Consider the following 13,699-nt stretch of genomic DNA (forward strand, 5'->3'; position numbering starts at 1 on the left):
TCACTGAGGACGGGAGCCCGACGTGAAGGTTGCTGTGCTGGGAGCGGGTGCGATCGGCGCGTATGTAGGAGCGAGCCTCTGTCGGGCGGGTGCGGACGTGCACCTCGTCGCCCGCGGGCCGCACCTCGCGGCGCTGCGGGAGCACGGAGTGCAGGTGCGCAGTCCGCGAGGGGACTTCGCGGCCCACCCCAACGCGACGGACGACCCGGCCGCCATCGGGCCGGTCGATCACGTCTTCCTGGGGTTCAAGGCCAACGCCTACGCGGCGGCCGGCCCGATGGTCGCGCCGCTGCTGAACGAACGCACCACCATCATCGCCGCGCAGAACGGCATCCCCTGGTGGTACTTCCACCGGCTGCAGGGCCCGTTCGAAGGGCACCGGATCGAGAGCGTCGACCCCGGCGGTGCCGTCACCGGGGCGCTACCCCTCGAGCGGGCGGTCGGCTGCGTCGTCTACGCGGCCACCGAGATCGAGGCACCAGGTGTGGTGCGCCACCTGGAGGGCACCCGCTTCTCCATCGGTGAGCCGGACATGACCGTCTCCGCGCGCTGCAAGGAGTTCGCCGACGCGATGGTTGCCGGCGGCCTGAAGTGCCCCGTCGAGCCCGACCTGCGGTCCGACATCTGGATCAAGCTGATGGGCAACATCGCCTTCAACCCGCTGAGCGCGCTCACCCGCGCCACGATGGCCGGCATCTGCCGGCACGAGGGCACACGCGCGCTCGTCGCGCAGATGATGGAGGAGACCCTCGAGGTGGCGAACCGCCTCGGCAGCCACCCCGAGATCTCGGTGGAGAAGCGGCTCGCCGGCGCCGAACGGACCGGCGAGCACAAGACCTCCACATTGCAGGACCTCGAGCGCGGCCGTCCGATGGAGCTCGACGTGCTGTTGACGGCGGTCGTGGAGCTGGCCGACCTCACCGGGGCGGACGTGCCCACCCTCCGCGCCATCACGGCGGTGGCGGACCTGCTCAACCAGCAGGTGGCTGCGGCCTCCTGAGCCCCGAACGCCAGCATGGTGGCTTTCCTGCCGTACTGCGCCAGGAAAGCCACCATGCTGGCGGCGTTTGGCGCCGCGTGGCGGCCGCCGAAGCTGTGTGATCAGCGGAGCGGGTTCGGTGTGCCCGCGGATGAGGGCGGGCGCCTGGGGGTGTCGTAGCGGTGAGTCTCTCGTGGGCGCGCCCGCTCACCCCGGGACGACATGCCCGCCCCACCTGTCTGGGGTGGTCGCGGCCGGCACCTGGGGTGCGCCGGTCCGGTGCGTCGGGTGGTGGCCGGGCTGGGTGCACTACCGATTCCCGGGGTTGCGCGGGCGGGCGTCCCCGACGTGGGGGCACGCTCGTCGATCACGGGTGCGGGTTGGGCCGTCGCACTATGGAGCCGTACTGCCGTTCTGGACGCCCAGAAACAGCAGTACGGCTCCATAACGCGGCCTGAGCACTGGCCTCAGTCGGCGGCGGGCACCAGGTCCGGCGCCGGCTCGAACTCGGTGATGGCGTCGAGGGACTGGCCCATCGCCGCGTTCGCCTCGCGCTCCACCATGATCTCGACGAGCACGGGCAGTTGCTGGGCCTCGGACTCGAGGGAGGCCCACGCGAGCGCGTCGGCGATCTCGTCCGGTTGTTCGACGCGCCGCGCCGGGCAGCCGAAGGCCTGCATGAGGGTGACGTGGTCGATGCCGCCCTCGCCGTAGTGCAGGTCGACGGCGTAGTTCATGTCGTAGCCGAGCTCGGCCTGCCGGATGAGGCCAAGGTACTCGTTGTTCACCATGACGATCACGAACGGAACCCGGTACTGCGCCGCGACCGCGATCTCCTCCATGAGGAACTGGAAGGAGTAGTCGCCGACTACGGCCACCACCTGCTTCTCGGGGAAGGCGCACTTCACCCCGATCGCGGCCGGGACCTCCCAGCCGAGCGGGCCGGCCTGCCCGCACACCAGGTAGTGCCGCGGCCGGTACGTCTGCTGGAACTGGCCGGACCAGATCTGGTAGAGCCCGATCGCGGTGACGAACGTGGTGTCCGGCCCGAACGCCTGGTTCAGCTCGCGGTAGACGCGCGGTGGCTTGATCGGCTTGTCGTCGAAGTCGTCGCGGCGCAGCAGCGTGCTGCGCAGTGCGGCCACCCGCTCCACCCAGCGGCCGGGTGCGTGCCGGGGCGAGGCGTGGTGGGCGTGCTCGGCGAGCGCGGCGAGGGTGGGCTTCGCGTGGCCGACGATCCCGAGGTCCGGTTCGAAGACCTTGCCGATCTGCGTCGGCTCGATGTCGACGTGGACGAACCGGCGCCCGCGCCGGTAGGTCTCCAGGTCGCCGGTGTGCCGGTCGCCGAACCGGGCTCCGACGGCGAGCACGAGGTCGCTCTCCAGGAACGCCGCGTTGCCCCACCTCGTCTGGGTCTGGATGCCGGACATGCCGGCGAAGAGCGGGTGGTCCTCCGGGAACGCGCCCTTGCCCATCAGCGTGACCTGCACCGGCACCTGGAGGTGCTCGGCCAGCAGCCGCAGCTCGTCGCACGCGTCCGCGCCGATGACGCCGCCGCCCGCGAGGATGATCGGCCGTTCGGCCTCGAGCAGCATCTGGACGGCCGCGGCGATCGGCTGCGGCCGCGGCAGCGGGACGTCGACGGGCAGCGGGGCGTCCAGGGCGGGGTCGTAGACGCAGGTGCCCTTCTGCACGTCGATCGGCAGGTCGATGAGCACGGGTCCGGGGCGGCCTGAGCGGGCGATCCGGAACGCCTCCCGGAACACCCACGGCGCCTGGGCGGGCTCCTTGAGCTGCACCGCCCACTTCGTCACCGGCTTGGCGATCTCCACGATGTCGACCGCCTGGAACGCCTCCTGGTGCAGCTTCGCCCGCGGCGCCTGGCCGGTGATGCAGATCATCGGGATGGAGTCGGCCTGCGCCGTGTACAACCCGGTGATCATGTTGGTACCGGCTGGGCCGGAGGTCCCGATCGACACCCCGACCTTGCCGGTGGCTCGTGCCCACCCGTCGGCGGCGTGCGTGCCGCCCTCCTCGTGGCGCACCGTGAGGTGCTTGATCCCGCTCTTCCGCAGCGCGGCGTACAGCGGCAGGATCGCGGCACCCGGGATGCCGAAGACGGTGTCGACGCCCTCCGACTCGAGCACCGCCGCGACGGCTTCCATGCAGGGGATCCGGGTCATTGGGCAGCCTTTCCCGAGACGTTCTCCAGCACCTTCAGCAGCACCGAGTGGTCGAGCGAGCCGTGGCCCTGTGCGCGGGCGGCGGCGATGAGCTGGGCCGTGAGACCGGTCATCGGGAGGGCGACGCCCGCCTCCCGTGCCGCGGCGATCGCGATGCCCATGTCCTTGTGGTGCAGGTCGATCCGGAAGCCGGGGGCGAACTCCCGCGCCACCATCGACTTCCGCTTGAGATCGAGGATCCGGCTGCCGGCGAGCCCGCCGGCCAGCACGTCGAGCCCGGGGCCGGGGTCCACGCCGGAGGCCTCCAGCAGCACGATGGCCTCGGCGACCAGCGCGTAGATCCCGCCGACCACGAGCTGGTTGGCCGCCTTGACGGTCTGGCCCGCACCGCTCGGCCCGACGTGCACGATCGTCCTGCCGAGCACCTCGAAGACCGGGCGGGCCGCCTCGAACGCCTCGGCGTCGCCGCCGACCATGATCGAGAGGACGCCGTCGACAGCGCCCTTCTCGCCGCCGCTCACCGGTGCGTCGAGGGCGCGGACGCCGCGGGCCTTCGCCGCGGCGGCCACCGCGAGCGAGGTGTCCGGCCGGATCGTGCTCATGTCGATCAGCAGCAGGCCGGGTTCCGCGTGTTCCAGCACCCCACCGGGGCCGAGGACGACCTCCTCGACCTGCGGCGAGTCCGGGAGCATCGTGATCACCACGTCGGCGGCCGTGGCCGCCGCGACCGAGTCGACGTACTTGCCGCCCGCGGTGACGAGCCGTTCCGCCGCGACCTGCTGGGTGTCGTACCCGAGCACGGTGTGGCCCGCCGCAAGCAGGTTGGCGGCCATCGGTCCGCCCATGATGCCGAGCCCGATGAAACCGATCGTGCTCACGCGTTCTCCTCGACGGTCGTGGAACGGAGATGGCGGGGGAGCCAGCCGAAGCTGTCGGCGCTCGGGCCGACCGGCTTGTACTCGAGCCCGACGTGGCCGGTGTAGCCGCTCGCCTCGAGCCGCCCGAGGACGGCGTCCCAGTCGAGCTCTCCGGTGCCGGGTTGCCCGCGGCCGGGCGGGTCGGCGATCTGGACGTGCCCGAACCGGTCGGCGCGCAGCTCGACGAGGCGCTCGACGGGCTCGCCCATCCGGGCGAGGTGGTAGAGGTCGGCGAGGAACGACACGTTCGGCACCCCGTGCACGACCTTGAGGTAGTCGATCAGGTCGAGCGCCTTCTGCGACGAGGTGATCGGGTAGCGCGGGCTCTCGAAGCTGTTGAGGGCCTCGATCACGACCGTCGCCCCGACGCGTTCGGCGGCCGCCGCGGCGAGCACGAGGTTCTCCGACGCCAGCTCGCGCTGCTCCGGCACGGTCACGTCGGCGTCGCGGTTGCCGTACAGCGCGTTGAGCACCGTGCAGCCGAGCGAGTCGGCGAACCCGACGGCCACGTCGACGTTCGCCCGGAACCGGGCGCTCTCGGACGGGCGGGAGAGCAGGCCTCGATCGCCCGCGGCCATGTCGCCCGCGTCGAAGTTCAGCCCCACCAGGCGGACGCCGGCGTCGGTGATCGCGGTGCGCAGCGCGTCCAGGTCGCGATCGGCGGGGACCGGCTCGGGGAACGGCCACCAGAGCTCGACCGCGTCGAACCCGGCCGCCGCCGCGGCGGCCGGCCGCTGCAGCAGGGGGAGGTCGGTGAAGAGGATGGAGAGGTTGACGTCGTAGCGCAGGGCCGCGGCGGTCACGTCCCGGCCCCGAGCCGCAGTCCGGCGAGCTGCTCCCGCATCAGGGCGGCGGTCTCGCTTGGGGTCTTGCCGACCTTCACCCCGGCGGCCTCCAGCGCGTCCTTCTTGGCCTGGGCGGTGCCGGCCGAGCCGGACACGATCGCCCCGGCATGCCCCATGGTCTTGCCCTCCGGGGCGGTGAACCCGGCCACGTAACCCACGACCGGCTTGGACACGCTGGCCTTGATGTAGTCCGCGGCCCGCTCCTCCGCGTCCCCACCGATCTCACCGATCATCACGATCGCCCTCGTGTCCGGGTCGGCCTCGAACGCCTCCAACGCATCGATGTGCGTGGTCCCGATCACCGGGTCCCCACCGATCCCGATCGCCGTGGAGAACCCGAACTCCCGCAGCTCGTACATCATCTGGTAGGTCAACGTGCCCGACTTCGACACCAGCCCGATCGGGCCCGCACCCGCGATGTCGGCCGGGATGATCCCCGCGTTCGACTTCCCCGGCGAGATGACACCGGGGCAGTTCGGGCCGATGATCCGCGTCTTGTTCCCCTTGGCACTCGCGTGCGCCCACACCCGCGCCGCGTCGTGCACGGGGATGCCCTCCGTGATCACGACCGCGAGCCCGATGCCCGCGTCGATCGCCTCGATCGCGGCGCCGCCCGCGAACCGCGGGGGTACGAACACGACGCTCACGTCGGCGCCGGTCTCGGCCATCGCCTCCTCGACGGTGCCGAAGACCGTGAGGTCCTTGCCGCCGATCGTGACGGTGGTGCCGGCCTTGCGGGCGTTCACCCCACCGACGATGTCCGTACCCGCGCCGAGCATCTTCGCGGTGTGCTTGGTGGCCTCGCTCCCGGTGATGCCCTGGACGATGACCTTGCTGCCCTCGTGCAAGAAGATCGACATGCTCAGGCTCCCGCCGCCAGCTGGGCGGCGCGGTCCGCCGCATCGTCCATGGTCGTGACCTGGGTGACGAGGGGGTGGTTCGCCTCGTCGAGGATCCGGCGGCCCTCGACGACGTTGTTGCCGTCCAGCCGCACCACCAGCGGCTTGGTAGCCGCGTCACCGAGGATCCCCAGCGCCTCGACGATGCCGTTGGCCACCGCGTCACACGCGGTGATCCCACCGAACACGTTGACGAACACGCTCTTGACGGCCGGGTCACCCAGGATCACGTCCAGACCCGCGGCCATCACCTCCGCCGACGCACCACCACCGATGTCCAGGAAGTTCGCCGGCTTCACCCCGCCGTGGCGCTCACCCGCGTACGCGACCACGTCCAGCGTCGACATCACCAAGCCGGCACCGTTGCCGATGATCCCGACCTCACCGTCGAGCTTGACGTAGTTGAGGTCCTTCGCCTTCGCCTTCGCCTCCAGCGGGTCCTCGGTGCGCTGGTCCACCAGGTCCGCGTGCCCCGGGTGCCGGAAGGCGGCGTTCTCGTCGAGGGTGACCTTGCCGTCGAGCGCGACGACCTCGCCCTGCCCCGTGCGGACCAGGGGGTTGACCTCGACGAGGGTGGCGTCCTCTGCCACGAACGCGTCCCACAGGCTGGTGATCACCTTGGCCGCTTCGCCCGCGACCTCTGACGGCAGCACGGCGGCGATCCGGGCGGCCGTGTCCGCGTCGACGCCGCTGAGCGGGTCGATCGGGACCTTCAGGAGCGCCTCGGGCCGTTCGACGGCGAGCTGTTCGATCTCGACCCCGCCCTCGGCGGAGCACATCGCGAGGAACGTGCGGTTCGAACGGTCCAGCAGGAACGAGAGGTAGTACTCCTCGGCGATGTCGCTGGCCTCGGTGACCAGCACGCGGTGCACCGTGTGGCCCTTGATGTCCATGCCGAGGATCGCGGAGGCCTTCTCCTGCGCCTCCTCGGGTGTGCGGGCCAGCTGCACGCCGCCGGCCTTGCCGCGTCCGCCTGTCTTCACCTGGGCCTTCACCACGACCGCTCCGTCGAGCTCACGCGCTCGGTCGGCGGCCTCGTCCGCGGTGTCGGCCACCGCGCCGCGCGGGACGGGTACGCCGTGAGCGGCGAAGACGTCCCTGGCCTGGTGCTCGTAGAGGTCCACCGTGCGGTCTCCCGTCTGCTGCTCGAGCAATGGCGGTCGACTGTATGCAGTATGGAGAAACTTGTCCAGGACTCTTGTGTTCCGGGTCACGCGTGCCGCAGTATCGGCATACAGTATGGAGGGAGTTGCCATGGCGAAGTCGGACCCGGACGCCGTCCGGGAGATCCGCGACAACCACGGCCGCCGCTACCGGGTGGGCGAGACACCGCAGCAGCTCATCGGACGCCCTCGCTCCAGCGCGTTGTGGCAGGCGTGGCTGCCGATGGCGGCGGTCGGGGTGCTGCAGTACGGGTACGGGGCCGCGGTGCCGGCGCTGATGGAGCGCAACGGATGGAGCCTCGTCGCGGCGATCTGGCTGCTCGCAGGCTGGACCGTGCTCCAGGCCGGGGTCGGCCTGCCCACCGCGTACCTGCGTGAACGCCACCGCATCGGGCCGCGCCCGGTGATGGTGGCCGGCGCCGCCCTCTCCGCACTCGGGCTCGTCGCGCTCGCGCACAGCACGGACCTCGTGGGCGCGCTGCTCGGCTACGCCCTCCTCGGCGGTACCGGCGCCGGTCTCGTCTACGGGGCCTGCACCTCGACCGTGGCGAAGTGGTACCCGGAACGGATGGGCCGGCGGGTCAGCACGGTGACCGGGGCCTTCGCCTACGGGTCGGTGCCGTTCATCGTGGCCGCCGTGATCGGCCTCGACGCCGGCAACCTCACGACGGTGCTCGACACCGCCGCGGTGGTGCTCTTCCTGCTCGTCGCCGGCCCGGGCCTGTTCTTCCGCGACCCGCCCGAGCGGTGGTGGCCGGCCGAGGTCGACCCGCGGGCGTGGGCCCTGCGCAACCCGGCGCGCCGGATGAACCCGCCCGCCATCCGCGAGTTCTCACCCGCGCAGGCGATGCAGACCCGGGTGCTGCCCGTGATGTGCCTGATCCTGCTCGGGGCCGGTGCGGTCTCGCTGTTCAACGCCGCGTTCGTCGTGGTCTACGCCGGTGGCCTCACGGCCACCGCCGGCGTCGTGGCGCTCGCCGCGGGCCTCTTCGCCGGCGTCAACGGGGCCGGCCGAGCATTGTCGATGGGTGTGTCCGACCGGCTGGGGCGCTGTCGCACGCTGAGCGCGGTGCTGTCGGTGCAGGGCGTCGCGCAACTGCTGTTCGCGCTGTCGGCCACCAGCGGGTCGACGGGCGCGCTCGTCGTCGCGGCCGCGCTCGCCGGCCTCGGTGGCGGCGGGTTCTACCCGATCTTCGCCAGCCTGGCCCGCGAGTACTTCGGCGAGCAGAGCGCCCTCGAGGTGCACGGCCTGGTCTACAGCGCCAAGGCCGCGGGCGGCGTGCTCGGTGTCGGGCTCGCCGCGCTCGCGGTCACGAGCTGGGGCTGGGCGGCGACGTTCGTGGGCGCCGCCGTGGTGTCGCTCGTCGCGGCCCGCGCTGCCGGTGCGCTGCAGCGCCCCGGGCTGCCCCGCACCCTGCCGCTGCCGCGGATCCCGGAACAGCGGTCCGAGTATGCGGTCTGAGACGCCAGTGGCCGCCCTCTCGAGGGGCGGCCACCGGCGGTTCTGCAGCAGGCGGTCGTCAGGCCGCCGGCGTGTACGGGCGGTCCTCGACGGCCGTGCGGGTCCGGAGCGGCGCGGCTTCGGCGCCGCGGGCGCGCTGGGCCCGCAGTGCGGCGTCCAGCCCGAGGCCGATGCTGCGGCCGTCGGCGGATGAGCCGCGCGGGAGGTCCGCCAGGGACCGGATGAAGTTGCGCAGCGTACGCATGCTTGTCACCTCCGTGATCAGGGTTCCCCGGCCGCGGTCCGGCATGCGGTATCGGACGCGGTGGCGCCGGTTGGTCGGCGCGCGGGGATGGCCGCCGGGCGGCGTCGCGCGGCGGATGGGCGTGCGGCACCCGCCGGGCGGCTTCGCGCGGCGGATGGGCGTGCGGGACCCGCCGGTCAGGCGGGTGTTGTTTCGGCCTCGTCGTCGATGCCGAGATGGGTCGGGGCCAAGCTGCCCCGGCCGGTCAGTGGACGCGGCCCCGCAGTGCGGGATCGGCCTCGTCGACGTCGTCGCCGTGCTCCAGGTAGGAGCGGCGCGTGTGTTCGGTGTGGGCGGCCATGACCTCGGCCGCGCGGGCGGCATCGCCCGCCGCGATCGCGTCGATCAGGGCCGCGTGCTCGATCCAGGACTGCTCACCGCGGTGGCGGGCCACCGGGGTGTAGTACCAGCGGACCCGGCGGTCGACCTGGCCCGCGAGCTCGACGAGCACGTCGTTGCCCGACATCGTCATCACGGCTTTGTGCAGCTCGGCGTTGAGTTCGACCATCGTGGTGACGTCCTCGGCGGCGAGCGCCTCGAGCCCGCGGTCGCACACCTCGCGCAGGTGGGCGACACCCTCCTCGGTGGCCTTCGTGGCCGCGAGGCGGGCGGACTCCGTCTCCAGGAGGCTGCGTACGGCGAGCAACTGGTCGGCCTCCTCGACCGTGGGGGAGTGGACGAACGCGCCCAGCCCTGGACGCAGGTCCACCCACCCGTCGTTCTTCAGCCACTGGAGGGCCTCGCGCACCGGCTGCCGGGACACCCCCAGCAACAGCGCCAGCTCGCTCTCCACCAGGTGCTGCCCCGGCTTGAGACTGCGGCTGACGACCATGTCCAGGATCGCGTTGTAGACGCTCTCGCGGAGCGGGACCGGGCGGGCGATCCGCCGGCTGCCGGCCTCGGTGGGCGTCTCAGACAAAGCCATCGCGTTGCTCCTGGTGGTGCGGTTGGCCAACCTTGACTTCCGGTCGACTGCTTACAGCATACAAAGTGCTGCGCCTGTCCGAGTTGTTCCCGACCGTGAACGTCCTCACTCCGGACAGAAGCGGCATGCTGGTTCCGTGGCCGAGGCGGATCTTCCGGTGCGACGCGGGCTGGTGCTACCCGGCAGGGAGCTGCACTGGCGCTTCTCGCGTGCCTCGGGGCCCGGCGGCCAGGGCGTGAACACCACCGACTCCCGGGTCGAGCTCTCGTTCGACCTCGCGCGGTCGCCCTCGGTGCCGGAGCCGCAGCGGGAGCTCGCCGTTCACCGGCTCGGTGGGCGGCTGGTCGACGGCGTGCTCACCGTGGTCGCCGCGGAGCACCGCAGCCAGCTCCGCAACCGCGACGCTGCCCGGGAGCGGCTCGCCGCGGCACTGCGGGACGCGATGCGCGCCGACCCGCCGAAGCGCCGCCCGACCCGGCCGACGGGTGGGTCCGTCCGCAGGCGGCTGGACGCCAAGACGCGCCGCGGCGCGCTCAAGCGGATGCGCGGCCGACCCGACGACTAGACGACCAAGTCCACACCGGCTCAGTGGACGCAGCTGCTCGCGTCCATGATCACGGGATGGGTGCGGGGGCGGCCACATGCGGCCGTGGACGCGCCCGTCCGCTGATCAAACCGGGCGCGGCGCCCATGATCGGCTACTCGGTGCGGGAGCGGCCGCATCCAGCAGTGGATGCACCCACGGGCTGATCACGTGCGGCCCCGGGGCACCAGCGGTCGCCGTCCGGACGGCCTGTGACGGCCGCCGCTCGGGTGGTCGGCCCGGCCGCGGCGCGGGTTAGGGTCCTGCCCGGTGTGCCGGGAAGTCTGGTCGGCGACGTCGTTGTCGTGCGAGCAGAACCGGAGCCGCCCGTGCCGGACCGTCGCCTCCCCACACCCATCAGCGAGTTCGCGCGCTTCCTGCGCACCGAGACCGTCGGCGGGATGGTCCTCCTCGTCGCCACCGCCGTGGCGCTGGTCTGGGCGAACTCGCCGTGGTCGGACGCCTATCAGGCGCTGCGGGACACGGCGGTGGGGCCGGCCGCCCTCCACCTCGACCTGACGCTGGGGCAGTGGGCCACCGACGGGATGCTGGCGCTGTTCTTCTTCGTCGTCGGCCTCGAGCTCAAGCGTGAGCTCGTGATCGGCGAGCTGTCGACCCGGAGCCAGGCGCTGCTGCCGGTGGCGGCAGCGTTCGGCGGGATGGTCGTGCCGGCACTGCTCGCGCTGCTCGTCGGACGCGGCGCACCCGGGATGGACCAGGCCTGGGCGATCCCCGTGGCCACCGACATCGCGTTCGCGCTCGCCGTGCTGGCCCTCGCCGGCACCGCCCTGCCCGTCACGGCCAGGATCTTCCTGCTCGCCCTCGCGGTCGTCGACGACCTGGGCGCGATCCTGCTCATCGCGGTGCTGTTCAGCGTCGGGCTGAACCTGGAGGCGCTCGTGGCCGCCGCCGCGTTCGCCCTCCTCTACTGGTGGCTCCAACGCCGCCGGGTCACCACGGCCTGGTTGTACGTCCCGGTCGCCCTGGCCACCTGGATCGCGGTGCACGAGGCGGGAGTGCACGCCACCCTGGCCGGCGTCCTCCTCGGGGTCCTCACCCGGGTCCGGGCCGACCCGGGCGAGCAGGAGGCCCCCGCCATCCGGCTGGAGCACCGGCTCCAGCCGTGGTCGGCGGGGCTCTGCGTTCCGCTGTTCGCGCTGTTCGCCGCCGGTGTGCCGGTCGGGGCCGAGGCCCTGCGGTCGGTGGTGGCGGAACCGGTCGCGCAGGCGGTGGCCGCCGGCCTGCTGCTGGGGAAGGTCGTCGGGATCTTCGGGGCCAGCTACCTGATGGTGATCCTCACCCCGGCGAGCCGCCCCGCCGGGCTCTCCTGGCGCGACGTGCTCGCCGTCTCTTTGCTCGGCGGGGTCGGGTTCACGGTGAGCCTCCTGCTGACCGAGCTCAGCCTCGCCGGGCCCGAAGTCGACACGGCGAAGGCGTCCGTGCTGCTCTCCTCCGCGGCCGCGGCGCTGATCGCGGCCGCGGTGCTCGCGGTGCGCAGCCGGGTGCATCGAGCGGCCGGCACCGGCGGATGACGTCCACCTCTATCCTGACCGGCGTGAGGGCCCGGGATCTCGCTCAGGAACTGCCCACCGTCCGACCGGATTCCGATGCGCTCGCCGCGGCGCGGTTGATCGCCTCGCGCCGGCTGCCCGCCGTCGCCGTCGTGGACGCCGACGGCAACCCGGTGGCCGTGCTGCCGGCATCGCAGGTGCTGCGGTTCGTGGTGCCCACCTACATCCAGGAGGACCCCCACCTGGCCCGCGTCGTCGACGAGGCCACGGCGGACCGGTCCGCCGGAGCGCTGGCCGGGAAGCGGGTCGGCGACCTGCTGCCGGCCCGGGGAGATCGGGTCGAGCTCGCCGCGGTGGAGGGCGATGCCACCATCCTGCACTGCGCCGCCATCATGGCCCGGCTGCACAGCCCACTGGTGGTCGTCACCGACAACGGGCGCGTAAACGGCCTGCTCACGGCGGCGCACCTGCTCGAGGTGCTCCTGTTGTCGGCGGAGGAGGGCGGCTCCGGTCAGGCCAGCACGAAGTAGCGCAGCAGGACGTAGGCGTAGGACACGGCGATCGTCGCGAACGTCACGACGAGCCCGTAGCGGGTGAACTGCCAGAACCCGATCGGGTGCCCGTTGCGGGCCGCGATCCCCGCGACGACCACGTTGGCGCTCGCGCCGATGAGCGTGGCGTTGCCGCCGAGGTCCGCGCCCAGCGCGAGGGTCCACCACAGCACCTCGGGCTGACCGTCCGGGCCGACGAGGCCCGCGACGACCGGGGCCGTGCTCGCGACGTAGGGGATGTTGTCGACGACGCCGGACAGCACGCCCGATCCCCAGAGCAGGACGCTCGTGAAACCGAGCAGGTTCTCTCCCGCGAAGCCGCCGACGGCGTCTGCGAGCGCGCCGAGCACGCCGGACTCGACGAGCCCGCCGACCATGACGAACAGGCCCATGAAGAACGCCAGGGTGCCCCACTCGACGTCCTGGAGGGCCTGCTCGGTGGTCACCTTGGTGACGACGATGAGCAGGCCGGCGCCGAGCAGCGCGACGACCGACGGCTCGTAGCCGAGCACGGGGTGGAAGACGAACGCCAGCAGGACGATGCCGAGCACCACGAGCGACTGCACCAGCAGCTTGTGGTCCTTGATCAGCTCCCGCTCGTCGAGGCTCATGATCTCGGCGATCCGTTCGTGGTCGGCCCGGAACGACGCGGCGAAGAGCCAGCGGCACATGCCGATCAGCACCGCGACGAGGACGATCACGATGGGTGTGAGGTTGACGAGGAAGTCGTTGAAGGTGAGGCCGCTGCGGCTGGCGATGATGATGTTCGGTGGGTCGCCGATGAGGGTCGCCGTGCCGCCGATGTTCGACGCGAAGACCTCGGCGATCAGGTAGGGCACCACCGGGAGCGCCAGCCGCTGGCAGATGAGGATCGTGACCGGCGCGACGAGCAGCACCGTGGTGACGTTGTCCAGGAACGCCGATGCGATCGCCGTGATGATGATCAGCAACACCATCAGCGGGAAGGCCCGGCCACGCGCGCGCTTGGCCGCCCAGATGGCCAGGTACTCGAAGATCCCCGTGTCCCGCATGACGCCGACGATGATCATCATCCCCAGCAGCAGGAACACGACGTTCCAGTCGACGCCGGTGTCCTCGGAGAAGAACGCCGCGTGCGCGTCGCTGATCCCCAGCGCGAGCACCAGCGCGGCGCCGCCGAGGGCGACGGCCGTGCGGCTCGCCCACTTCTCGGTGGCGATGAGCACGTAGGCGCCCGCGAAGATCACGCAGGCGAGGACGGCGGGAAGGATGTCGGACAACGGCACGCCTTCGGGGTCGCGGAGTGAGGATCACCCTATGTGGTGAGGCTCGGCCGGATGCAGAACGGTGGGCCGAGTCCGGCGCGTCCGACGGCCCACGACACCCGCTCTCGTGGAAGGATGGCCGGCGATCACCGTA

Annotated in this window: 13 protein-coding genes; 5 read left to right on the forward strand and 8 right to left on the reverse strand. The window is 72.0% G+C overall.

The genetic code is table 11. From position 1 onward, the window contains the following. Positions 1 to 22: 22 nt before the first annotated feature. Positions 23 to 1,000 carry a 2-dehydropantoate 2-reductase gene (locus ACU436_RS20655; RefSeq protein ID WP_459027626.1) on the forward strand — a complete coding sequence of 326 codons (978 nt, stop codon included), beginning with the start codon at positions 23 to 25 and terminating at the stop codon, positions 998 to 1,000. 446 nt (positions 1,001 to 1,446) lie between these two features. Here ACU436_RS20655 and gcl read toward each other — a convergent pair whose 3' ends face one another. The 5 genes from gcl to sucC are packed head-to-tail and all read right to left on the reverse strand — an operon-like array spanning position 1,447 to position 6,947. Beyond that, complete coding sequence (gcl, locus tag ACU436_RS20660) at positions 1,447 to 3,144, reverse strand: glyoxylate carboligase (RefSeq protein WP_459028173.1); 1,698 nt, start codon at positions 3,142 to 3,144, stop codon at positions 1,447 to 1,449. A 14-nt stretch (positions 3,145 to 3,158) separates the two neighbouring features. Beyond that, on the reverse strand, positions 3,159 to 4,040 hold the full coding sequence (locus ACU436_RS20665; RefSeq protein WP_459027628.1) for a 2-hydroxy-3-oxopropionate reductase: 882 nt from the start codon (positions 4,038 to 4,040) through the stop codon (positions 3,159 to 3,161). Further along, positions 4,037 to 4,882, reverse strand: coding sequence for a hydroxypyruvate isomerase family protein (locus tag ACU436_RS20670; RefSeq protein WP_459027629.1), 846 nt, complete (start codon positions 4,880 to 4,882; stop codon positions 4,037 to 4,039). Before ACU436_RS20670 ends, ACU436_RS20665 begins: the two co-directional genes overlap by 4 nt. Further along, on the reverse strand, positions 4,879 to 5,784 hold the full coding sequence (gene sucD, locus ACU436_RS20675) for a succinate--CoA ligase subunit alpha (protein ID WP_459027630.1): 906 nt from the start codon (positions 5,782 to 5,784) through the stop codon (positions 4,879 to 4,881). Before sucD ends, ACU436_RS20670 begins: the two co-directional genes overlap by 4 nt. A gap of 2 nt (positions 5,785 to 5,786) precedes the next feature. Further along, positions 5,787 to 6,947, reverse strand: coding sequence for an ADP-forming succinate--CoA ligase subunit beta (gene sucC, locus ACU436_RS20680; RefSeq protein WP_459028175.1), 1,161 nt, complete (start codon positions 6,945 to 6,947; stop codon positions 5,787 to 5,789). Positions 6,948 to 7,077: 130 nt separating this feature from the next. Here sucC and ACU436_RS20685 point away from each other — a divergent pair, with 130 nt between their 5' ends. Further along, positions 7,078 to 8,448: an OFA family MFS transporter gene (locus tag ACU436_RS20685; protein ID WP_459027632.1), complete on the forward strand. Its 1,371-nt coding sequence runs from the start codon at positions 7,078 to 7,080 to the stop codon at positions 8,446 to 8,448. A 58-nt stretch (positions 8,449 to 8,506) separates the two neighbouring features. On the opposite strand, the gene ACU436_RS20690 is transcribed toward ACU436_RS20685, so the two are convergent. Together ACU436_RS20690 and ACU436_RS20695 are read right to left on the reverse strand one after the other, a co-directional pair. Beyond that, positions 8,507 to 8,692, reverse strand: coding sequence for a hypothetical protein (locus ACU436_RS20690; protein WP_459027634.1), 186 nt, complete (start codon positions 8,690 to 8,692; stop codon positions 8,507 to 8,509). A gap of 244 nt (positions 8,693 to 8,936) precedes the next feature. Next, a complete protein-coding gene (locus tag ACU436_RS20695) occupies positions 8,937 to 9,656 on the reverse strand; it encodes a GntR family transcriptional regulator (RefSeq protein WP_459027636.1) in 720 nt (239 codons plus the stop codon). 136 nt (positions 9,657 to 9,792) lie between these two features. Between ACU436_RS20695 and arfB the strand changes: the two genes are divergently transcribed. From arfB to ACU436_RS20710, 3 genes are all read left to right on the forward strand, one after another. Next, the gene (arfB, locus tag ACU436_RS20700; RefSeq protein WP_459027638.1) at positions 9,793 to 10,221 is read left to right on the forward strand and encodes an alternative ribosome rescue aminoacyl-tRNA hydrolase ArfB; all 429 of its coding nucleotides are present in this window, start codon (positions 9,793 to 9,795) and stop codon (positions 10,219 to 10,221) included. A gap of 347 nt (positions 10,222 to 10,568) precedes the next feature. Beyond that, a complete protein-coding gene (gene nhaA, locus ACU436_RS20705; protein ID WP_459027640.1) occupies positions 10,569 to 11,771 on the forward strand; it encodes a Na+/H+ antiporter NhaA in 1,203 nt (400 codons plus the stop codon). 23 nt (positions 11,772 to 11,794) lie between these two features. Further along, positions 11,795 to 12,280 carry a CBS domain-containing protein gene (locus ACU436_RS20710; protein WP_459027642.1) on the forward strand — a complete coding sequence of 162 codons (486 nt, stop codon included), beginning with the start codon at positions 11,795 to 11,797 and terminating at the stop codon, positions 12,278 to 12,280. On the opposite strand, the gene ACU436_RS20715 is transcribed toward ACU436_RS20710, so the two are convergent. Further along, positions 12,262 to 13,560 (reverse strand): ArsB/NhaD family transporter, encoded by a 1,299-nt coding sequence (locus tag ACU436_RS20715; RefSeq protein ID WP_459027644.1) that lies wholly within the window; start codon positions 13,558 to 13,560, stop codon positions 12,262 to 12,264. The two genes, ACU436_RS20710 and ACU436_RS20715, sit on opposite strands and share 19 nt — an antisense overlap. Positions 13,561 to 13,699 lie beyond the last annotated feature (139 nt).

It is taken from the genome of Pseudonocardia wallangbongensis (assembly GCF_054486945.1).